The following is a 19,866-nucleotide window of genomic DNA, read 5'->3' as shown; positions in this document are numbered from 1 at the left end:
GACGATCCGGTGGGTCGTCTGGACGGTCGTTCTGGTGCGGGAGGGCATCGTGGTCGAGATGAGGGGCTGGCTGTGGGTGCGACGGGTTGCGCCGGGTTGAATTGAACTGCGCTGGGGCCGAACCTGGTTGAGCGGTGCTCCGAGCCGGGGTATTCACGCTGCGCCGGTGGGCATGAGCGTGGGAACCTCCTGGTCCACGCGCAGGGCACCGTTCTCCAGCGTATAGCGCAGCCAGCCCGGCCGCTGATCCCCGAGCGCCGCGGTCATATCCGACCGTTCGGGAATCGCCCCGGTGAGGCTGGGAGCGGTGATCCCGCGAATATCGGATACCCGCCAGTCCAGGTGGCGATGGGTGTGGCCGGCACACACGGCGACCGGTCGATGCGGGGCAAGGAGCGCCTCCAACCGGGCCGAGGCGGCCGAGGGAATCGCCATCCAACTGTCGGATTCGCCGTCGGTTTCGGGGCGTGCATCCAGCGATTCATGGCTGAACACCAGCAGCTGCCGCCCGGCCACCGCGGGTAGCGCCTCCCGCTCCAGCCACTCCCACTGCCGCTGCTCGGCAGGCAGGCCCGACCCAAGAATCTGCGCGTTGATGCCCAGCAACACCCAGCCATCGAGCTCGCGCAGCCAAAATGAGGGTCCCCACTGGGCTTCCCAGGTGAGCACCCGGGCCTCGGACACCAGGGTTCCGTGCCAGTCGGCGGGCAGTCCCGCGCGGTGAGCATGATCGCCCACATCGTGGTTGCCCGGGACCACCAGTACCGGGGCGTCGAGGGCGGTGATGCGCGCGTGGGCCAGGGCACGGTCGGTGGGATCATCCGGGTCATCCACCACCAGATCACCGGTGATGATCACCAGGTCGGGACGCTCGCGTGCGACCGACGCATGCAGGTGGGCCCAGGCGGTTTCAGCCGCGTGGGCGCGCTGGTCGCCGCCGGAGTGGCCGAGGTGCGGATCGGAAACGTGAAACAGGGTACGGGAGGTCATGAATTCTTTTCGAAACGGGGGAGCGGGGTGGCCTCATCGAAGCCCAGGAGCGTACGCAGGGCGCGGGCGACACCGTGATCGGTGTTGGTGGCGGTGGCGCGATCGGCCGCCTGCCGGACCTCGTCCGAGGCGTTCCCCATCGCGATGCCCAGGCCCGCCGCACGCAGCAGGGGCAGGTCGTTGTGTTCGTCGCCAAAGGCCACAACCTGGGCGAGGGAGTGACCGAGGGATTCGGCCCAGACGGTGGCAGCATCGGCCTTGGTGACCCGGGCCGGGGAGATCTCCACCACGCCGCCGAGCGAGTCGGTCACCGCATAGGTGTCGCCAATCTCCCGGCGGATTGCCGCGATCAGATCCCGCGGAACCCCCTCGCCCGGAGCCAGGACCAGCTGGTGGGCGGAGGTCGTGGGGAGATCGCTCAGCCGGTCGGGGTGCGGGTCACGCAGCACCCCTCCGCGTGCGGTGAGATCCAGCAGGCGCCGGTCGCTCCCAAACGCGGTGCCCGACTCCCAGCCAAATCCGGCATCTGGATACAGCGCCCTCAGGTGGGTGATCAGTACCGCGAGTTCCTCCGGTGCCAGCGCATCCTCGTGCAGAACGTGGGTTCCGTCGGAGGAGAAAATCGCCGCCCCATTGGACACGATGACCGCGTCAAAGAGCGCCAGGGCCTCGGGATCGATGACCGCCTGGATCATCCGAAACGGCCGGGCCGAGGCGATCGCCAGGGACATGCCGTGCTCGCGGGCGAGAACCAGTGCGGCGATGGTCTCCGGGGAGACTGTTTTCTGGTTGGTGAGAAGGGTGCCATCCAGGTCGCTGACCAGCAGCGGGAACGGGGGATTACTAGGCTGCACGGCGCACCCCGCTCGCGGTGTCGAACCGGTGGATATTGGCGGCGCGGGCCACCACCGTCGTGTGCTCGTGGACGGGCAGAGCCGCATCCACCCGGGCACGCCAGAGGGTGTCCCCGGCGCGCAGGTGCAGGATGCGGTCGGTGCCCAGTAGCTCGGCAAACTCGACCCGTCCCTCGATGCGCAGGTCCCCGGATTCGGCGGTCACCCGGTCGGCGGGGAGGAAGTGCTCGGGGCGCACTCCGAGCGTGATGCCCGCCCCGGCACCGGTTTCCGATGCGGGTGCCGGGGCGAGGTTCATGTTGCCCAGGAACGCGGCCACATAGGTGGTTTCCGGCACTCGGAAAACTTCCTCGGGGGTTCCCTGCTGTTCGATCCGACCGCCGCGCATCACAACCACGCGGTCAGACATGGTCATGGCTTCGGTTTGATCGTGGGTGACGTAGAGCATGGTTGAGCCTATCCGTCGCTGCATGGAGACCAGCTCGGCTCGCATCTCGATTCGCAGCTGCGCATCGAGGTTGGACAGGGGTTCATCCATCAGCAGGATTTCGGGGTCGCGGGCCAGCGCGCGGGCGATTCCCACGCGCTGGCGCTGGCCTCCGGAGAGCTGGGCGGGCAGGCGATCCATCACGTGATCGATGTGCAGCAGCCTCGCCGCGGCCAGCGATCGGGTGTGCCGTTCCGGGATGGACAACCCGGACATCTTGAGCGGGAACTCGATGTTCTTGGCCACGGTCTTCGCCGGGTAGAGCCCGTAGTTCTGGAACACCATCGCCACTCCGCGGCGGGAGGGATGCACCGAGGTGACGTCGCGCTCGCCGATGTGTACGCTGCCGCCGGTCGCGGTTTCCAGACCCGCGACGATGCGCAGCAGGGTGGTCTTGCCGCAGCCGGACTCGCCGAGGATCGTGGTGATCTGACCGGCCGGGGCCGTGAGCGTCACCTCATTCAGGATGCGGGTGGATGCGCGCTTTGCCCCCTCGAAGGTCTTCTCGACCGCGCGGATGTGAACCGGGGCGCTCACTAGCGGGCCGCCAGAATCTGCTCGGTCTGGGTCTGCAGGTCCTTGGCCGCGGCCTTGCCATCCTGATCGCCGCGGAGCACCTTGAGCTGGGTGTCGGTGTAAAGCTTGGAGTACTCGGCGTTGGCGGTGCCGGGCAGCGAGATCCACGGCACGGTCTTCTGGTCGCGCACGGCGGCCCAGCCGGGGTTGGCCGCATAGACCGGGGCGAGCTGCTTGGGGTCGGTGATGGTGCTGGTCAGCAGCGGGATGGTCGCGGTCTTGGTCACGGTCTCGGTGACCGACTCGGGGGTCAGCAGGCTCCGCAGCGCGGTGCAGACGGCCTTCTGGCGGGAGGGATCCTTGGTGGTGATCACGAAGCCGTTGGTCGAGGTGGTGGCCACGGCCTTGCCGCCGTCGGCCGCGGGGACCGGGGCGATGCGGATGTCGGCGTTGCCGTTGGCCTTGAGCGCCGGGTAGCCCGAGGCCGAGGTGACGATCATGCCCAGCTTGCCCGAGGCGAAGGCCTCGTTGGCGTCGGCGAAGAAGTTGGTGTAGACCGGCGAGCTGCCATCCTTGGCCATGGCCGCGAAGGTGTCAAACACGCTGGCCGCGGCCGGGGTGTCCACGGTGAGCTTCTTGGAGGCCGGGGTGTAGACCTGGGACCCGAGCGAGGCGAGGTAGGACTGGAAGTTGAAGTCGTTGCCGAAGTAGGCGGTGCCGCCGGCCGCGCCGGTGGCCGCGATGGCCTTCGCCGCGGCGTGGAACTCGGCCAGCGTGGTGGGCGGGGTGTTGGGGTCCAGGCCCGCCTGGGTGAACAGCTTGGCGTTGTAGAACAGCGCGTTGGGGGTCACGTACCAGGGCACCTGATAGACGTGCTTATTGACGGTGATTCCCGAAATAAGGTCCTTATTGAGTCCGGATTCGGCGGCGAGGCAGGCGTCGGCGGGCTGGGCTACCCCGGCGTCGATCAGGGTCTGGTAGGTCGCATTGGTGACGCGCACGGCGTCGGGGCCGTGGCCGGCGGCGATATCCACCAGCGCCTTCTGCGCGGTGTCCACATCGGAGTCGGCGGTGAGGTTCAGGGTGACCTTGGCGGTGCTGGCGGAGGCGTTGTAGCGGTCGAAGATTCCGCGCAGCAGGTCGCCGTTCTGGGCCGACTGGCCCGAGACGATCGTCACATCGGCCACCGGGGTGGTCGAGGCCGAGGCATCCGGGGTCGCGGCGGCCGAGCAGCCCGCGAGCAGGGTGATCCCGGCGAGGGAGGCCGCCAGGGCGAGGGTACGGGAGGGGGAGAAGCGAGACATTTTATTCCTTAGGGAGGGCACAGCAGAAGTGGGGAGGGCGGCTGCGTTAGCCGGCCTGGCCGGCGAGGGCCAGACCGCGAATGAACTGTCGTTGAGCAAAGAGGAAGGCAATCAGGAGCGGGAGGACCGAGAGGGTGGCCATCGCCATCTGGGGGCCGTAGGCGGTGACCGCATCGGAGTTGATGAACTGCACCACCCCGAACGGGATCGTGGCGGAGGAGGAGTCGGAGAGGACAAAGGAGGGCCAGAAGTAGGCGTTCCATGCTGAGGTGATGGTGAATACCCCGAGCGAGAGCAGGGCCGGGCGGCTCGCGGGAATCACGATCTGGATCAGCGTGGCCAGCGTTCCCGCGCCATCCAGGGTCGCCGCATCAAACATCGATCCGGGCAGGGCCAGGAAGAACTGGCGCAGCAGGAAGATCGCGAAGGCCGAGCCCACAAAGGGGAGGATCAGCGCGGGTAGGGTGTTGATCAGGCCCACCTGGCGGAAGATCAGGTAGATCGGGATCGCCAACACTTGGAACGGGATCAGGATCAGCAGCCCCAGCAGCCACACGGTGATGTTTCGCCCGCGATAGCACAGCCGGGCCATCGCAAATGCCGCGGGCACACACACCAGCAGCTGGAGTACGAAGGTGGCCAGGCACACGATCAGTGAGTTGAGATAGTAGGTGCCCAGCGGCACCTGCTGGGCAACCGTCTGGAAGTTCACTAGCGTCGGATGGGCGAGGTAGCGTCCGGCGAGAATATCGGCGGTCGGGGTGAACGCCGAGGCGAGCATCAGGATAATCGGGGCGAGCATGTAGACGCCGCCGAGGGCGAGCAGCAGGTGGCGGACAATCTGGCCAAGAACCCTCATCGGGACCCTCCATTTTCCAGGCGGCGAGCATAGCCGGTGCGCTGGATCGCGGTCACCGCGACCGAGAGCACCAGCAGGGCGAGGGAGAGGACCGCGGCGCGGCCGATATCGAAGTAGTGGACACCCCGGTTCCAGATCGCGAAGGTCAGGGTTTCGGTCGAACCGAGCGGCCCGCCCTGGGTCATCGCGGCGATCACGTCATAGGCCTGCAGGGCCGAGCCCGCGGTCATGATGAACACAAAGATCGTGGTGGGTCCAAGCGCCGGCCAGGTCACGTGCCAGAAGCGGTTCCAGCCGCCCGCACCGTCGAGTGAGGCGCTGTCGTACTGGTCCTGCGGCAGGGTGCCGAGGGCGGCCAGGTAGAGGATCGCAACCAGACCAATCTGGTGCCAGTTGCCCACCACGGTGATCGCGGCGAGTGCCAGGTTGGGATCGGAGAGCCAGTCATGAATGCCGAGGATCGGGGCGATCACCGTGTCCACGACCCCGGTGTCGGCGCGGAACATCCAGCGCCAGACCGAGGACATCGCCACCAGCGTGGTCGCGACCGGGAGGAAGTAGAGGCTGCGCCAGAACCCCTGTCCACGGCGCAGCCCGTGGATCAGCAGCGCCACCAGCAGGCCGCCGACCATCGAGGGGCCGATGGTGAAGATTGCGTACAGCAGGGTGTTGCGCAGGGCCCGGGAGAATTCGGGGTGCGGGATCTCGGTGGCGAAATTCGCTCCGCCGACAAACGAGGACGTCCCGGTCACCAGGTTGAGGTTGAAAAAGGCCAGCACCAGCACGATGACCAGCGGGGCGGCTACAAACAGGACCAGGCAGATCGTGGCTGGGGCCAGCAGCAGGTGCGGGGTGAGCCGGGCGGCGCGGGTGCTCACAGCAGGTCCCGTTCGATCCGGTCGCCGATGAGTTCAAGTCGGGCCCGATACCCGGCCGGATCGGTGTTGGTCAGCGCGATCAGCAGCGCGTCGATCGTGGCCAGATACGCCAGACGGCTGCCCCAGGCGTCCATTCCCGAGCGGGCGGTGGTGCCACCCACCACGAGGGCGATGTCGGCGAGCTCGGCCAGTGGGGTGCGGGCGAACGAGGTGATCGCGATCACGCTGGCCCCGGCGGCCTTGGCCTCCCGGGCGACCTCGACCACGTGCGGGTAGGTGCCGCCGTGCAGGATTGCCACACACACGTCCCCTGGGCCGAGCTGCTGGGCACGGATCCACTGGATCTGCGCGTCGGTGGGGGCATCGGCGGGGTGGCCGAGGTGGGTCAGCCGGAATGCCAGATCCTCGGCGACCGGGCCGGTGAGGGCGGCCCCCACGGCGATCGTGTGCCGGGCACCGGAGAGTGCCCGAATGGCGCCGGCGAACGCCTCGGGATCCACCGAGTCGGCGATCGATCCCACCGCGTGCTGGGCGAGGGCCGCGACCCCGCGCAGGGTCTCGGCGGGGCTGTCGGTGGGGGACAGGGCAGGAACCGTGTCGAGGGAGGGCTCGGCCACCGCCAATGCGATTGCGAGTTCCTGATAGCCGCCAAACCCGACGTTGCGGGCGAAACGGATGACCGTGGTCGCCGAGGTGTCGGCCCGGCTGCCCAGCTGGGAGGCGGTGGAGCCGATGACGGCCCGGGGATCGGCGAGGACCACCTCGGCCACGCGGCGTTCACTGGCGACCAGGGTGCCGAGTGCGGCGCGGATCAGGGCCACCGCGCGGGCACCGGGGGCGGTGCCGAGGTCGGGGCTCGGATCGGGGGAGGAAGTGTTCATGCTGCCACGCTAAGCACGGATTCTTAACGACGTATTGCCATAACCTAACCAATCGTTAACGTGTTACGGCATAACAAACTTCGATCCCGGACCGCCTAAATACATAACAGATATTGGCTCATCTCACTTTCAGCTACCCCGTGAGAGCATGGCGCTATGTCGACGTCGCGCCCGGAAAACCCCGCCCACGCCCGCATCACCCGGGTCGCTCCCGGAATCCACTTCGTGGAGGGTCCCGCCTCCAACTGGGTGGTGCTCACCGATGGGGACAGCGTCACGCTGGTGGACACCGGCTATCCGGCCGACCTGGCCGCGGTGGAACACTCCCTGGAGACCTGTGCCCCCGGCGCGCGCCTCACCACGGTGCTGATCACCCACGGCCACTCCGACCACATCGGAACCCTGCCCGAGCTGGCCAAAAAGTATGCTCCGAGGGTGCTGGCCGCGGCCGAGGAGATCCCCAATATTCGGCGCGAGGAGCTGCACCAGATCGGGATCGGTGACATCCTGCCGCGCCTGGCCAAGCCGCGCTACGCCCGCTGGACCCTGCACGCGATCCGGGCCGGCGGGCTCGCTCCGATCGAGGTGCGCGAGGTCGAGCCGGTCGTGCCCGGCATCGCCCTGACCCTGAGCGGACACACGGTGATTCCCCGGCTCACCCCCGGACACACCCCCGGTCACCTGATCTTTGCTCTGCCCGAGGCGAACGCACTGATCACCGGTGACGCGTTGATCACCGCGCACCCCACCGTCTCAACCCGGGGTCCCCAGGCCCTCGGTGATATCTGGCACTGGGACGCCCCGGCCGCCCGACGCGTGTTTGCCGAGCTGGCCGAGGAAACCTGTGACCGGCTGATCATCCTGCCGGGGCACGGACCCTCGCACTTCCCCGCGTAGCGGGCTACTCGTTCGGCACCCGCGCGGGAGAGTCGGGCCGGAAGCGCACGGTGGCGATCAATCCGCCCCCGGTGCGAGCCTGAAGGTCCAGGGTCGCGTCGCAGCGCTCGGCGATGGCCGCGACGATGGAGAGGCCGAGACCCCGGCCGGGATCCTCGGTGCCGCGGGCGCGCCCGGCTACCCGGAAGAATGGTTCGCGCAGCGTGGCAAGCGCGGCCGGATCCAGTCGGGCACCGGTGTTTTCGACCCGCAGCATCGGGACACCGGGGGAGTCCTCGCCCACGCTCACCCAGACCTCACCGGCCGAGACGTTGTGGCGCAGGGCGTTGTGGACGAGGTTGACGGCCAGCAGGTGGACAAACCGCGAGTCCTCCACAATGGTGGTGGGCATCAGGTTTCGATTCACCTCAATGTCGCGAGATTCCGCCTCCGGGGCGGCCTCGGCCAGCACCTGAGCCAGCGCCCGGTCCAGGCGAACCTCCGCGCGGTCCTCGGTGCCCGACTCCACCTCGGACAGATCCATCAGCGCATCCACGGTGCTGATGCTGCGCTCATTCATTAGGCGCAGACGCTCAAGCAGCACGGTATTGGTGGCGGTTTCCGTGGCGCCGAGCGCCACATCCAGCATCGCCCGGGTGGTGGCCAGCGGGGTACGCAACTCATGCGAGGCGTTGGCAGCAAAGCGCCGCTGGGCCCCGAAGGATGCCTCCAGCTCGCCCATCATCCTGTCGAAGGAGTCGGCCAGCTCGGTGATTTCATCCTCGGGACCGGTGAAGGCCAGCCTGTGATCCAGCTTGCCGTCGGCGGCGAGTGTGGTCGCCTTACCGATCTCCCGAAGCGGACGCAGCATCCGTCCGGCCAGGTACCAGCCGAGCCAGGCCCCGGCGATGATCAGCAGCACAACGATGACGATGGCGGCGATCAGGAACAGCCGCTGGAGATCTGCCCGGGAGGACACCAGCAGGCTGGGGACCCCCAGGCTGTTGGCGGCCACCCCGGAATCCAGCTGGGTTGCCGTGGGGAGCTGGGTAGCCGAGGGGAGTGGGTGCACCGGTGCAACCCCGGTGATCGCGGGGGCTGAGGGTACCCCCTCCTCCACAGCAAACGAATAGCTGGGGAGCAGCCCCAGCACAACGTAGAGCACGCTCAGCATCAGGACGCCCGAGGCCGTGAGCACCGCCGAATAGGTGAGGGCCAGGCGGGTGCGGATGGTCAGGCGAAAGCGTCGGCCCGAGACCGGCCTAGTGGGTAGTCGCACTGCCGGGTTCTCCCGTCTCGATGGCGTAGCCCACACCGGGAACGGTGCGGATCAGCCAGGGCTCGCCGAGCTTTCGCCGCAGCGTGCTGATGGTGACCTTGACCGAGTTGGTAAAGGGGTTCGCGTTTTCATCCCAGGCGCGCTCGAGCAGGGCTTCGGCGCTGATCACCGTGCCGGGATCGCGCATCAGGACCTCCAAGACCGCAAACTCCTTGCGGGCGAGGCGGATGAAGCGGCCGCCGCGGGTCACCTCGAAGCGGATCGGGTCCAGGCGCAGTTCCCCGGCGTCCAGCACCGGCGGGCGGGCCGAAAAGCGGCGGCGCGACAGGGCGCGCACGCGGGCGATTAGCTCGGGAAACTCGAACGGTTTGGGCAGGTAGTCATCGGCACCGATGGCCAGACCATCCACCCGGTCGGCCAGGGCGCGGGCCGCGGTGAGCATCAGGATGGCGGGGCGTTCGGGACGCTGATTGAGGATGCGGCACACCTCATCGCCGTGAATCACCGGGATATCGCGATCCAACAGGACCACCTCGTACTCGGTGATGTCGATGGCAAACAGGGCGGCCTCGCCGTCGCTGACCACGTCCACGGCGATCGCGTTGGCCTCCAGGCCCGCACTAATCGCCTCGGCCAGGAACGGCTCGTCCTCCACCACTAACACCCGCATTGCTCTCCTCGTATCGCTCGCTACATCTCATCATGATCGCGGTTAGTAAATGGTAAACGGTTCGCCTTACGCCCTCATGACCCCGATCTCGATGGGATGGCTTCTGCCCCGCAGAGTGCGGGAACCCGTCGAAAGGACACACCATGTCGATCACACTCCTTCCCTCCCTGCGTCGCACCGGGTGGGCCGCGCTGGGTGCCGGCGCGCTCATCCTGCTGAGCGCCTGCACCGCGGGTGGCGCGCAGCCCGGCGATGCGAACCCCGGCGAGGCACAGCCCAGCCACAACGCCGAGATCAAGAGTGGGACCTTTGAACAGGAGATGGCCAAGTGGCAGGCGGATTTGTCGGCCTGCATGAAGTCCAAGGGCGTGGACCTGCCCACCCCGCCGCCGGCGAAGGAGGGTGAGGCACAGACCCTCACCGAAATCGACCCCAGCCAGGTGGACGTGCAGGCCCTGAGTAAGGCGAACCGCGAGTGCATGAAAACCATCGGCCAGCCCCCGGTCAACCCCAATGAGCCCAAGCCCGAGGAGATGCAGAAAATGCAGCTGATCTTCGCCAAGTGCATGCGTGATGCCGGCTACGATTTCCCAGACCCCGCCCCGGCCCCCGAGGGTGGCAACGCGGGCATGGCCGGTGCGGCACCGATTCGTCCCGGCGACTATGACGAGAAGACGATGGAGGCCTGCGGTACCAAGGCCGGGTTCACCAAGCAGGGGTCGAACTAGTGGCACCGGCACGCAGACGCACCAAACTCTGGATCGCCGCGGCGCTGGTGGTCACCATCGGCTGCGGCGGAACGGCGGCGCTGGTGTGGGCGGGCAATGCCGCCCCCAAACCTGCGGCGAGTGAACAGGGCCCGACACCGCAAACCGTGGTGGCCGAACGCACCGACCTGGTGGAGCGTTCCCGCGGTAATGGCCAGCTGGGGTATGACGATCCGCGTACCGTGGGTTCCACGGGCCCGGGCACGATTACCCGGATGGGTGATATCGGTGCCGTGGTGGAGCGCGGCGGCGAGCTGTTCCGGATCGATGATCTGCCGGTCAACCTGCTGATCGGTGACCTGCCGATGTGGCGCAGCTTCACTCCGGGGATGTCCGATGGGGCCGATGTGTTGATGCTCGAGGAGAACCTGCGCGACCTCGGCTTCTTTACCGATACCCCGGATAGGAAGTTCACCGAGCGCACCCAGAAGGCCATCTCGGTCTGGCAGAAAAAGCTGGGGCGGGAGCGGACCGGATCGATCGATCTGGGGCAGGTGGTGTTTGCCACCGGCGCGCTGCGGATCGCCGGGCAGAACGCAAAGATCGGCGACCCCGCCTCACCCGCGGTGCTTGCGGTCACCGGGACCACCAAGAGCGTGAGCGTGGACCTCGAACCCCAGCTTGCCTCGGCCGCTCCCAAGGACGGCGAGGTTCAGGTCCAGCTGCCCGATGGGAAAACCTTCACCGGGAAGGTCACCGCGGTGGGGGCGGCGCGGGAAACCGACGCCGGGCCCACAGGGAAGGCGCTGCGCATCCCGATCACCATTACCCCGGTGGATCAGGCCGAAACCGGCACCTACGCGGATGTCAAGGTGTCGGTGTCGTTCCAGCGCGTGGTGGCCACGGACGCCCTGCTGGTTCCCACCGCCGCCCTGCTCGCCACCCCCGGTGGCGGACACAGCATCGAGGTGCTCCGCGGGGGCAAGCGGGTTCGAGTGGCGGTCACCCCCGGGTCCTTCGCCGACGGGCGCGTCAGCATCGATGAGGGCGACGTCAAAGAGGGCGACAGGGTGGTGATTTCGTGAGTGTCCCGATGATCGAGCTGGTCGGGGTGAGTCGCGAGTACGGGTCCCCGCCCACCCGCGCCCTGGACGGGGTGAGCCTGCGCGTGGACCGCGGCGAGCTGGTGGCGATCGTCGGCCCCAGCGGCTCGGGCAAGTCCACCCTGCTCAACCTGATCGGCACCCTGGATCGGGCCAGCGGCGGACAGACTCGGGTGGCCGGATTCGCCGTGGAGAAGCTCAGCGACCGTCAGCTCAGCGCCCTGCGCGCCTACAGCATCGGGTTTGTGTTCCAGCAGTTTCAGCTCTCCGAGGGCGTGAGCGCGCTCGACAACGTGGCCTCCGGACTGCTCTACACTGGCAAGCCGGTGCGGGAGCGGCGTGCGGTGGCGACCGAGGCGCTGGAGCGGGTGGGACTCGGACACCGACTGGGTCATCGCCCGGCCCAGATGTCCGGTGGCGAGCGGCAGCGGGTGGCCATTGCACGCGCAATGGTACGCAACCCCGACCTGCTGCTGGCCGATGAGCCCACCGGGAGCCTCGATTCGCGCTCGGGGGAGATCGTGGTCGAGATCCTGCGCGAGCTTCATGCGGCGGGGACCACCGTGGTCGTCATCACCCATGATCGCGATCTGGCCGCGCGGCTACCCCGCCGGGTGTCGATCCGCGACGGCCGGATCGAGAGCGATGAGCGCGACGCCGAACCGGTGGTGGCCGCATGAGCGCGCTACCCAAGTCCCGCCTGCGCGCGGGGGACCTGGTGGCGCTGGGCCTGCACGGGGTACGCGTGCACCCGATGCGGGCGGCTCTCTCGGCCCTGGGTATCGCGATTGGCATCGCGGCGATGATCGCGGTGATCGGAATCTCCACGTCAAGCCAGGCGGCCGTGCGGGAGAAGCTTGCGGCTCTGGGCACCAACCTGCTCACCATCAGCGCGGGCAAAGACCTGCTGGGCGGCGACACCAAGCTGCCCCCGGATGCTGGCACCCGCGTGCTGCGGATCAACGGGGTCGAGTCCTCGGGATGGACCGCGAGCATCGACTATCACGTGTACCGCAATGAGCTCACCCCCGCCGGGGAAACCGGTGGACTGCGGGTGCGGGTGGCCGGGGGAGACCTGCTGAAAACCACCGGGACCGCGCTGGCTTCGGGACGCTGGTTCAACGCCGTCACCGAAAAGCAGGACCTGGTGGTGCTGGGATCTGGGGCGGCCGAGGCGCTGGGTGTCACCGAGCCCGGGGTTCAGGTGTGGCTGGGTGGTCAGAACTTCACGGTGCTGGGCATCCTGAGCCCCTCACTACTGACCCCCGAGCTGAACTCCAGCGCGCTGATCGGACCCGGGGTGGCCGCCGCCAGGTTCAACTTTGACGGGTCCCCGATGGTGCTCTACGAGCGCTCCACCGAGGACCGGGTGCCCGCGGTGCGCGAGCTGCTGCCCGCCACAATCAACCCCGAGGCTCCGAATCAGATCAGCGTGAGCCGCCCCTCGGATGCGCTCGCGGCTAAAAACACCGTGGATCAGGCCTTCACGGGTCTGCTGATCGGGGTTGGGTCGATTGCGCTGCTGGTGGGCGGGATCGGCGTGGCCAACACGATGGTGATTACCGTGCTGGAGCGTCGCCGGGAGATCGGGCTGCGTCGATCCCTGGGTGCCACTCGGGGGCACATTCGCAATCAGTTCCTGATGGAGGCGGTGCTGCTGGCGCTGCTCGGCGGGCTCGCCGGGGCCGGGGCGGGGTTCGCGGTCACCGCGATCGTGGCGGCCTCCAACGGATGGAAGCTCGAGGTTCCACTCGCGGTGCTGGCCGCCGGAGTCCTGGCCACGGTGGTGGTCGGGGCAATCGCCGGGGTGCTCCCGGCCCTGCGCGCGGCCCGCACCTCGCCCGCGGTGGCGCTGGGCGGCTAGGCCCCCACGTAGGCGGCGAGGTGCTCGCCGGTCAGGGTTGAGTGCGCGGCCACCAGGTCGGCGGGGGTGCCCTCGAACACGATCGATCCGCCGTCGTGGCCGGCACCCGGGCCCACGTCGATGATCCAGTCGGCGTGGGCCATCACGGCCTGGTGGTGCTCGATCACGATCACGGACTTGCCGGACTCAACCAGGCGATCCAGCAGCCCCAGCAGGGCCTGGACATCGGCCAGGTGCAGGCCGGTGGTGGGCTCGTCCAGCACATAGACGTCGCCATCCTCGGCCATCTGCACGGCGAGCTTGAGTCGTTGGCGCTCGCCGCCGGAGAGGGTCGTGAGCGGCTGACCCAGGCTGATGTAGCCGATGCCCACATCCACTAGTCGGTCGAGGATCTTGAGGGCCGCCGGGGTGCGCGCCTCGCCCTCGGCAAAGAAGGCGGCGGCCTCGGCGATGGGCATCGCCAGAACCTCGGCAATGTTCTTGCCTCCCAGGGTGAAGTCCAGGACCTCGGCGAGGAAGCGCTTGCCGCCACACACCTCACAGGTGCTGGCGACGCTGGCCATCATGCCCAGATCGGTATAGATCACGCCGGCACCATTACAGGTGGGGCAGGCCCCTTCCGAGTTGGCGCTGAACAGCGCGGGCTTGACCCCGTTGGCCTTGGCAAACGCCTTGCGGATCGGCTCCAGCAGCCCGGTATAGGTGGCGGGATTCGAGCGTCGCGATCCCCGAATCGCGCCCTGATCCACGGTGACCACCCCGGCATCCCGGGGGATCGAGCCGTGGATCAGCGAACTCTTGCCTGAGCCGGCCACGCCGGTGATCACGGTGAGGATGCCCAGCGGAATATCCACGTCCACGTTCTTGAGGTTGTGGGTGCTCGCCCCGCGGATCGCCAGCGCGCCGGTGGATGTCCGCACCGATTCCTTGAGGTGCGCGCGATCATCCAGGTGGTGTCCGGTGAGGGTGTCGCTCCCGCGCAGCCCCTCGACGGTCCCGGTGAAGCAGATCTGCCCGCCGGCGCTTCCTGCCCGCGGACCCATGTCCACCACGTGGTCGGCAATCGCGATGGTCTCGGGCTTATGCTCCACCACGATCACCGTGTTGCCCTTATCGCGCAGGCGCAGCAGCAGGGTGTTCATCCGGGCGATATCGTGCGGGTGCAGGCCGATGGTGGGCTCATCGAAGATGTAAGTTACATCGGTCAGCGAGGATCCCAGGTGACGAATCATCTTGGTGCGCTGCGCCTCACCGCCGGAGAGGGTGCCCGCCGGACGATCCAGGGTCAGATAGCCCAGGCCGATCTCCACAAACGAATCCAGCGCGCCGCCCAGGGTTTCCAGCAGCGGGGCGACGCTCGGGTCATCCAGCCCGCGCACCCACTCGGCGAGGTCGCTGATCTGCATCGCGCAGGCATCGGCAATGTTGATCCCGGCGATCTTTGAGGACCGCGCACCCTCGTTCAGGCGTGTGCCCAGGCAGTCGGGGCACGTGGTGAAGGTCACCGCCCGGTCCACAAACGCGCGGATATGCGGCTGCATCGCCTCACGGTCCTTGCTGAGCATGGACTTGCGGAGCTTGGGGATCAGACCCTCATAGGTCATGTTGATGTCGCCGATCTTGACCTTCACCGGATCCTTATAGAGGAACGCGGTCATCTCCTTCTCGGTGAACTCGCGAATCGGCTTATCCGGGCTGAAGAAGCCCGAACCGGTGAAAATCTTAACGCCCCAGCCGTCGGCCGTGTAGCCGGGGATGGTGAGGGCACCCTCGTTGAGGGACTTGGAGTCGTCAAAGAGCTGGGTCAGGTCGAGGTCGTTGACCTTGCCCATGCCCTCGCAACGGGGGCACATACCGCCGGTCACCGAGAATTCGCGGCGCTCCTTGACGGTGCGACCCTCCTTCTGGATGGTGACGGCACCGGCCCCGGAAACCGAGGGCACGTTGAAGGCGAAAGCCTGCGGGGAGCCGATGTGGGGCTGACCCAGGCGGCTGAACAGGATGCGCAGCATCGGGGTCGCGTCGGTTGCGGTGCCCACGGTGGAGCGCGAGTTGGATCCCATCCGCTCCTGATCCACGATGATCGCGGTGGTGATCCCCGAGAGGACGTCCACATCGGGGCGACCCACGCTGGGCATGAATCCCTGCAGGAACGCGCTGTAGGTCTCGTTAATCATGCGCTGTGATTCGGCGGCGATGGTCCCAAAAACCAGCGAGCTCTTACCCGAACCGGACACCCCGGTGAACACCGTGAGGCGGCGCTTGGGGATGTCGACGCTCACGTCTTTGAGGTTGTTTTCGCGGGCACCGATGACCCGGATCAGGTCGTGGCTGTCTGCTGCGTGGGGGACGGTGCTCATGGGGTGCCTTCCGAACGGGATCACATGCACCGCGCGCAGTCGCCAGCGAAACGCGCGGTATCTTTCGATTGTGATGGTCCACGGGTCTGCTGTCCAGCCGGTGTCGCGCGGGCGTGGGTTCAAAGCCGCCCCGGACAAGAAAAACCCCCTTGCCGTAATCCGGAGATTCGGCGAGGGGATCCTTCAAACCATTTGACGAGGGACCTTGTCCTCGTATGCCTTCAAATTATCATGGGTTCTCACCCCGTGGGTAGATTTCGCCAATTTGTCCGCTACCTGTCCGCAACTTGACGTGCAGAGCTCCCTCCGCCTCATACTTGCCTCATGCTGCCCGAGACGAAATTCGCGACCATTGTCGGTGGCCTCCACCCTGCCCGATTCGAAACCTATCTGGTGGCGGCCGATGGCCATCCGCATCGTGCTCTCGACCTGTATCTCTGGAACGTCCAACTTGCGGGTGCGTGGCACGAGACGCTCGCACTCACCGAGGTGTTTCTTCGGAACCGGATTGATCGCGAGCTTCGCAGCTGGAACGTGAGCCGGCCTCCCTCTGGCCCGGAACCGCCCTTCACGGAGCACTGGACGGAACGCGCCGCACGTCCGCTCAACACGATTCTGCGTGTACCGCTGGATCGGGTCGTGCGAAATGCTGTGCGCTCGCGCAATCGGCGGGGGCCTGATCATCCACGCGGACGTGCCCCCATCGATCATAATGACCTGGTTTCACAACTCACTTTCGGTGTCTTTGCCAATTTGCTCCCGGCTCAAAATGCGGGCTCTCGGAACTTTCTGCAGCGCGACATTCTCTGGAGGGAAGCTCTCTCATCGGGGTTTCCACACCGCGGAAGTGGAGCGACCGATGGTCGTGTTCTTGGCACCCAGGCCACCCGGCTGCACGCGCTGCGCAACCGGGTCGCGCACGCCGAGCCGCTGCTCGATGTGCGCTCGGATCGACGGCTTCGGGATGTGGGGCGGCTGCTGGCGAGCATGGATCCACGGTTTGCCGGCTGGGTGACCGGTGGGTCCCGGGTGCAGGACGTCCTGAAGCGGCGACCCGGGTGAGTTGCCGATCCCGATAGCGCTGCTGAGTGGCGGACGGTTTCGGGTTGCCGCATCGGGATGTCGTCTGCGACGACTAGCCTGGGGGCATGAAGACGGAATCCACACCCCCGGGCCCCGACGGACAGCTCATCGTGGAGGATGTGCTCGCCTGGCGCGCCTGGCTTGATGCCAACGAGGAAACCTCCGACGGGGTCTGGCTACACCTGGCCAAGAAGGGAACCGTGGAACCCACCACGCTCACCTACGGGCAGGCGCTCGAGGAGGCCCTGTGTAGCGGATGGATCGACGGCCAGAAGCGCTCCTTTAACGAGGCGACCTTCCTCCAGCGATTCACCCCGCGCCGTCGGGCCTCGATGTGGTCGGCACGCAACGTGGGCATCATCGCCGAACTGGATGCGGCCGGCCGTATCCGCCCGCGCGGCCACGCCGAGGTGGCAGCTGCCCGCGCCGATGGACGCTGGGATCGGGCATACGCGGGCTCCGCCGACGTGGAGATCCCCGAGGACCTGGCCCTGGCCCTCGCCGCCGACCCAGTGATTGCCGCGGCCTTTGAGAATCTCAGCGCCTCGGCGAGGTACTCGATCCTGCACCCGCTGATCACCGCGGCCACCCAGAAAACCCGCGACGCCCGTCTCGCCCGAGCGCTGGCAAAGCTCGCCGAGGGCTAGGGGTAGCCCGCACCGCGACGTAGCGTTCGTATCGGGGCGCGGTTGTATTCACCTGAGCGGCGCTGCGCTCGTGCACCGTGGCATGCCAAGGGCCCGGATTCCGAGCGGAATCCGGGCCCTGCATATCCGGTGAGGAGCGGGTGATTATGCCGCCCCACTCCTACTCGTCGCCGGGCAGTGCGGCGAGGAACCGGTTGGTGTCCTCGGCGATCTGGGCGGACTCGGTGTGGTGTAGGTAGTGGTCGCCCTTCATCCCGATGACCTCACCGTGGGTCGAGTGTGCAGCCTGCTCCTCGTGCAGCTTCAGCCAGTTCGGGTTGGCCGGGTTGGGGTCCTGTGCAAACAGCAGGACGGGCAGGTCCGCCGGGAAGGTGAGCTTTCGCGCCTTGGCGTCGGCGAAGTTCGCGCCGATCCGGCTCATCTCGTCCAGGTAGGTGTCCGACATCGCGTTGCGGTTCACGATCAGGGTGTTCTGCTCGCGCGCCTCCTCGGGGTAGTCCTTGGCAAACTTGGCCAGCGGATCGCTGTCGAGGGCTGTGACTGCGCGTGCAATTCCGGTGGCCTTGGCTGCCCGCATCAGGTCGATCGGGAAGGAGACGTCCATGCCGGGCTGGTCGGGCACGCTGGTGTCCACACCCACGAAGGCGATGACATCCTCGGGATACTTATTGACGTAGTTCAGCGAGTAGATGCCGGCGATCGAGTGGCCGCCGAGCACGAAGCGGTCGATGCCCTGCTGGTGCAGCGCCTCGTGCACCTCGGTCACGATATTCTCGCTGGTGCGCGGCTTCTCGGTCTGATCGCTCAGTCCGTACCCGAAGGGCTCCACCACAACCACACGGTGGGTTTCGGCGAGCTTTTCGGTGAGCGGCAGGAAGTCGATGGCCGGGGCGGAGGTGCCAAACCCGGGCAGTAGGACGATGGTCTCGGGACCGTCACCGGTGGTGACCAGGTTCATCTTCTTGCCGTCGACGGTGGAGAATTTGCCGTACGGGGTGATCCGGTCGGCTTCTTGGGAGCTGGCCACGGCGTTGACGATTGAGGTGGTGGCGAGGATCAGGGCAAAGATTGCCAGAATCACTCCGAAGACCTTCAGGGTGACCTTCAAAAACTTCTTCATTACTGCGCTCCAGGGCGGGGATCGATGGAGTGGAGGGGTAAGCCTCGACACCGGCGGTGTCCTGCCCAGAGTAACCAGCCCTCTGTTATGTATTCGGACCGAACTCCCAGACTGCGGCGGATTTGGCGCGTGTCGGGCGTTTTTGATCGGTATCCGCGAACAAACTGCGCATTCCGTAGTCGAATCGTTACGACGCCGAGGCTAGGCGAGGGCCTCGTCCCGCTTGCGGGCACGGTAGGCGGCGGCCTTTACACGGCTGCCGCAGGTCTTCATCGAGCACCATTCGCGGCGGTGTCCACGGGAGTGATCGAGATACACCTGGGTGCACTCGGGGCGGGCGCACTCGCGCAGCAGGGCGGCATCGGGGCCGCCGATGATGGCCACCGCCTGGCGAGCAATATTGCCCAGCGCCTCCGCTGCCGTGCCCCGTGGACGCCAGCCCGCGTCGTTCGCGGCCGAGGGCGCCGCCCGTAGCTCCGCCGCCAGGACCGGCGCGGATGCGTGCAGGTTCAGGAGGTCGACGGAATCCTCCGGCAAGGCCTCGCCGTGCAGTCGCGCCCAGACCAGGGCGTACATGGCCTCGCGCAGAGCCAGGGCGTCGGCAAGCACGGCGGGGTTCGCGGTGTGGGCGCCGGGCAGGAGGCCCGACTGATCCAGCCAGTCGTCGAGGTCGGTGGGGGTTTCCAGGCACTCCCGCGGCCGCTCGTTTCGGCGCGCACGCAGCGTCCCCACCAGGTCGAGGGGGAGGCAGCCGCACGGGAAGGCGTGTTTCATGTCACCATTCTGACCGGTGACCTCGGGTGTGCGCAAGCGAATCACCCAAATTCGTCACCGGTTTGACAGGTGACGATTTTACGTGTCATGATCATCACCACTTAGACCGGTGATGCCGGTCGGAATGGAGCACAGCATGGAACTCAAGCTTGAGGTGGTCGTGATTCCCGTCGCCGACGTGGACCGCGCCCTCGCCTTTTACACCGGCATCGGATTCCGCGAGGACGCCGATTTCCGCACCGAACGCGGCCTGCGGGTGGTTCAGGTCACCCCGCCGGGCTCGGCGGCATCGATCATCTTCGGCGAAAAGCTCACCGAAGCGCGTCCCGGCACCGTCCGCGGGCTGCACCTGGTGACCGCCGATATCGCCGGAGCCCGCGCCGAGCTGGCCGAGCGCGGGGTCGCGATCAGCGGGCTCTGGCACGATGCCGACGGCGTCTTTCACTGGGCGGGCAGTGTGAACCGGGTGCCCGGGGCGCATCCCGAGGCCGAGAGCTATGGCACCTTTGCCTCATTTGAGGATCCGGACGGGAACGAGTGGATCCTGCAGCAGGTGGTCACCCGTGCGCCGGGACGCTAACGCGGCACCGGGCCGGAACTCAGAAAAGATGTCT

The 19,866-nt window shown here is 67.2% G+C and carries 20 protein-coding genes; 8 read left to right on the top strand and 12 right to left on the bottom strand.

Going from position 1 to position 19,866, the window contains the following annotated elements:
• Positions 1–153: 153 nt before the first annotated feature.
• From D9V34_RS06690 to D9V34_RS06660, 7 genes are read right to left on the bottom strand one after another with little or no spacing between them, the layout of a single operon-like run.
• A complete protein-coding gene (locus tag D9V34_RS06690; protein ID WP_121688072.1) occupies positions 154–990 on the bottom strand; it encodes a metallophosphoesterase family protein in 837 nt (278 codons plus the stop codon).
• On the bottom strand, positions 987–1,844 hold the full coding sequence (locus tag D9V34_RS06685; protein ID WP_183091883.1) for a Cof-type HAD-IIB family hydrolase: 858 nt from the start codon (positions 1,842–1,844) through the stop codon (positions 987–989). Before D9V34_RS06685 ends, D9V34_RS06690 begins: the two co-directional genes overlap by 4 nt.
• Positions 1,834–2,868, bottom strand: coding sequence for an ABC transporter ATP-binding protein (locus D9V34_RS06680; RefSeq protein WP_220700551.1), 1,035 nt, complete (start codon positions 2,866–2,868; stop codon positions 1,834–1,836). Before D9V34_RS06680 ends, D9V34_RS06685 begins: the two co-directional genes overlap by 11 nt.
• On the bottom strand, positions 2,868–4,151 hold the full coding sequence (locus tag D9V34_RS06675) for an extracellular solute-binding protein (protein WP_121688070.1): 1,284 nt from the start codon (positions 4,149–4,151) through the stop codon (positions 2,868–2,870). Before D9V34_RS06675 ends, D9V34_RS06680 begins: the two co-directional genes overlap by 1 nt.
• Before the next feature lie 46 nt (positions 4,152–4,197).
• Complete coding sequence (locus tag D9V34_RS06670) at positions 4,198–5,010, bottom strand: carbohydrate ABC transporter permease (RefSeq protein WP_121688069.1); 813 nt, start codon at positions 5,008–5,010, stop codon at positions 4,198–4,200.
• On the bottom strand, positions 5,007–5,888 hold the full coding sequence (locus tag D9V34_RS06665) for a carbohydrate ABC transporter permease (protein WP_121688068.1): 882 nt from the start codon (positions 5,886–5,888) through the stop codon (positions 5,007–5,009). Before D9V34_RS06665 ends, D9V34_RS06670 begins: the two co-directional genes overlap by 4 nt.
• Entirely contained in the window at positions 5,885–6,769 is an 885-nt protein-coding gene (locus D9V34_RS06660) for a MurR/RpiR family transcriptional regulator (protein ID WP_121688067.1), read from the bottom strand. The genes D9V34_RS06665 and D9V34_RS06660 overlap by 4 nt, the downstream gene beginning before the upstream one ends.
• A 156-nt stretch (positions 6,770–6,925) precedes the next feature.
• Here D9V34_RS06660 and D9V34_RS06655 point away from each other — a divergent pair, with 156 nt between their 5' ends.
• Entirely contained in the window at positions 6,926–7,666 is a 741-nt protein-coding gene (locus tag D9V34_RS06655) for an MBL fold metallo-hydrolase (RefSeq protein WP_121688066.1), read from the top strand.
• A gap of 4 nt (positions 7,667–7,670) precedes the next feature.
• On the opposite strand, the gene D9V34_RS06650 is transcribed toward D9V34_RS06655, so the two are convergent.
• Both D9V34_RS06650 and D9V34_RS06645 read right to left on the bottom strand, forming a co-directional pair.
• On the bottom strand, positions 7,671–8,924 hold the full coding sequence (locus D9V34_RS06650; RefSeq protein ID WP_121688065.1) for a sensor histidine kinase: 1,254 nt from the start codon (positions 8,922–8,924) through the stop codon (positions 7,671–7,673).
• Entirely contained in the window at positions 8,908–9,594 is a 687-nt protein-coding gene (locus D9V34_RS06645) for a response regulator transcription factor (protein ID WP_121688064.1), read from the bottom strand. Before D9V34_RS06645 ends, D9V34_RS06650 begins: the two co-directional genes overlap by 17 nt.
• A gap of 143 nt (positions 9,595–9,737) precedes the next feature.
• On the opposite strand from D9V34_RS06645, the gene D9V34_RS06640 reads away from it, so the two are divergent.
• Genes D9V34_RS06640 through D9V34_RS06625 form a run of 4 tightly spaced genes read left to right on the top strand, consistent with a single transcriptional unit; the run spans position 9,738 to position 13,268 of the window.
• Positions 9,738–10,322 (top strand): hypothetical protein, encoded by a 585-nt coding sequence (locus tag D9V34_RS06640; protein WP_121688063.1) that lies wholly within the window; start codon positions 9,738–9,740, stop codon positions 10,320–10,322.
• Entirely contained in the window at positions 10,322–11,386 is a 1,065-nt protein-coding gene (locus D9V34_RS06635) for a peptidoglycan-binding protein (protein WP_121688062.1), read from the top strand. The genes D9V34_RS06640 and D9V34_RS06635 overlap by 1 nt, the downstream gene beginning before the upstream one ends.
• On the top strand, positions 11,383–12,084 hold the full coding sequence (locus tag D9V34_RS06630; protein WP_342772990.1) for an ABC transporter ATP-binding protein: 702 nt from the start codon (positions 11,383–11,385) through the stop codon (positions 12,082–12,084). Before D9V34_RS06635 ends, D9V34_RS06630 begins: the two co-directional genes overlap by 4 nt.
• A complete protein-coding gene (locus D9V34_RS06625; RefSeq protein WP_121688060.1) occupies positions 12,081–13,268 on the top strand; it encodes an ABC transporter permease in 1,188 nt (395 codons plus the stop codon). The genes D9V34_RS06630 and D9V34_RS06625 overlap by 4 nt, the downstream gene beginning before the upstream one ends.
• On the opposite strand, the gene D9V34_RS06620 is transcribed toward D9V34_RS06625, so the two are convergent.
• Positions 13,265–15,628: an ATP-binding cassette domain-containing protein gene (locus tag D9V34_RS06620; protein WP_121688059.1), complete on the bottom strand. Its 2,364-nt coding sequence runs from the start codon at positions 15,626–15,628 to the stop codon at positions 13,265–13,267. The genes D9V34_RS06625 and D9V34_RS06620 overlap by 4 nt on opposite strands.
• Before the next feature lie 324 nt (positions 15,629–15,952).
• Here D9V34_RS06620 and D9V34_RS06615 point away from each other — a divergent pair, with 324 nt between their 5' ends.
• Positions 15,953–16,690, top strand: coding sequence for a hypothetical protein (locus D9V34_RS06615; protein WP_121688058.1), 738 nt, complete (start codon positions 15,953–15,955; stop codon positions 16,688–16,690).
• 86 nt (positions 16,691–16,776) lie between these two features.
• Complete coding sequence (locus D9V34_RS06610; RefSeq protein ID WP_121688057.1) at positions 16,777–17,358, top strand: YdeI/OmpD-associated family protein; 582 nt, start codon at positions 16,777–16,779, stop codon at positions 17,356–17,358.
• A 160-nt stretch (positions 17,359–17,518) separates the two neighbouring features.
• Here D9V34_RS06610 and D9V34_RS06605 read toward each other — a convergent pair whose 3' ends face one another.
• Positions 17,519–18,478, bottom strand: coding sequence for an alpha/beta hydrolase (locus D9V34_RS06605; protein WP_121688056.1), 960 nt, complete (start codon positions 18,476–18,478; stop codon positions 17,519–17,521).
• Between the two features lie 201 nt (positions 18,479–18,679).
• On the bottom strand, positions 18,680–19,252 hold the full coding sequence (locus tag D9V34_RS06600; RefSeq protein ID WP_121688476.1) for a CGNR zinc finger domain-containing protein: 573 nt from the start codon (positions 19,250–19,252) through the stop codon (positions 18,680–18,682).
• A 136-nt stretch (positions 19,253–19,388) separates the two neighbouring features.
• Here D9V34_RS06600 and D9V34_RS06595 point away from each other — a divergent pair, with 136 nt between their 5' ends.
• On the top strand, positions 19,389–19,832 hold the full coding sequence (locus D9V34_RS06595) for a VOC family protein (RefSeq protein WP_121688055.1): 444 nt from the start codon (positions 19,389–19,391) through the stop codon (positions 19,830–19,832).
• Positions 19,833–19,866: the final 34 nt, after the last annotated feature.

This window comes from Mycetocola lacteus (assembly GCF_003667575.1).
Taxonomy (GTDB): Bacteria; Actinomycetota; Actinomycetes; order Actinomycetales; family Microbacteriaceae; genus Mycetocola; species Mycetocola lacteus.
This window is presented reverse-complemented; position numbering and strand designations above follow the sequence as displayed.

Bases quoted from the DNA above. Each gene is read 5' to 3' on its own strand.
- D9V34_RS06610 (WP_121688057.1), top strand. From the start codon at position 16,777: ATGAAGACGGAATCCACACCCCCGGGCCCCGACGGACAGCTCATCGTG.
- D9V34_RS06655 (WP_121688066.1), top strand. From the start codon at position 6,926: ATGTCGACGTCGCGCCCGGAAAACCCCGCCCACGCCCGCATCACCCGG.
- D9V34_RS06625 (WP_121688060.1), top strand. From the start codon at position 12,081: ATGAGCGCGCTACCCAAGTCCCGCCTGCGCGCGGGGGACCTGGTGGCG.
- D9V34_RS06670 (WP_121688069.1), bottom strand. From the start codon at position 5,010: ATGAGGGTTCTTGGCCAGATTGTCCGCCACCTGCTGCTCGCCCTCGGC.
- D9V34_RS06690 (WP_121688072.1), bottom strand. From the start codon at position 990: ATGACCTCCCGTACCCTGTTTCACGTTTCCGATCCGCACCTCGGCCAC.
- D9V34_RS06600 (WP_121688476.1), bottom strand. From the start codon at position 19,252: ATGAAACACGCCTTCCCGTGCGGCTGCCTCCCCCTCGACCTGGTGGGG.
- D9V34_RS06605 (WP_121688056.1), bottom strand. From the start codon at position 18,478: ATGAAGAAGTTTTTGAAGGTCACCCTGAAGGTCTTCGGAGTGATTCTG.
- D9V34_RS06640 (WP_121688063.1), top strand. From the start codon at position 9,738: ATGTCGATCACACTCCTTCCCTCCCTGCGTCGCACCGGGTGGGCCGCG.
- D9V34_RS06615 (WP_121688058.1), top strand. From the start codon at position 15,953: ATGCTGCCCGAGACGAAATTCGCGACCATTGTCGGTGGCCTCCACCCT.
- D9V34_RS06660 (WP_121688067.1), bottom strand. From the start codon at position 6,769: ATGAACACTTCCTCCCCCGATCCGAGCCCCGACCTCGGCACCGCCCCC.
- D9V34_RS06595 (WP_121688055.1), top strand. From the start codon at position 19,389: ATGGAACTCAAGCTTGAGGTGGTCGTGATTCCCGTCGCCGACGTGGAC.
- D9V34_RS06645 (WP_121688064.1), bottom strand. From the start codon at position 9,594: ATGCGGGTGTTAGTGGTGGAGGACGAGCCGTTCCTGGCCGAGGCGATT.
- D9V34_RS06675 (WP_121688070.1), bottom strand. From the start codon at position 4,151: ATGTCTCGCTTCTCCCCCTCCCGTACCCTCGCCCTGGCGGCCTCCCTC.
- D9V34_RS06620 (WP_121688059.1), bottom strand. From the start codon at position 15,628: ATGAGCACCGTCCCCCACGCAGCAGACAGCCACGACCTGATCCGGGTC.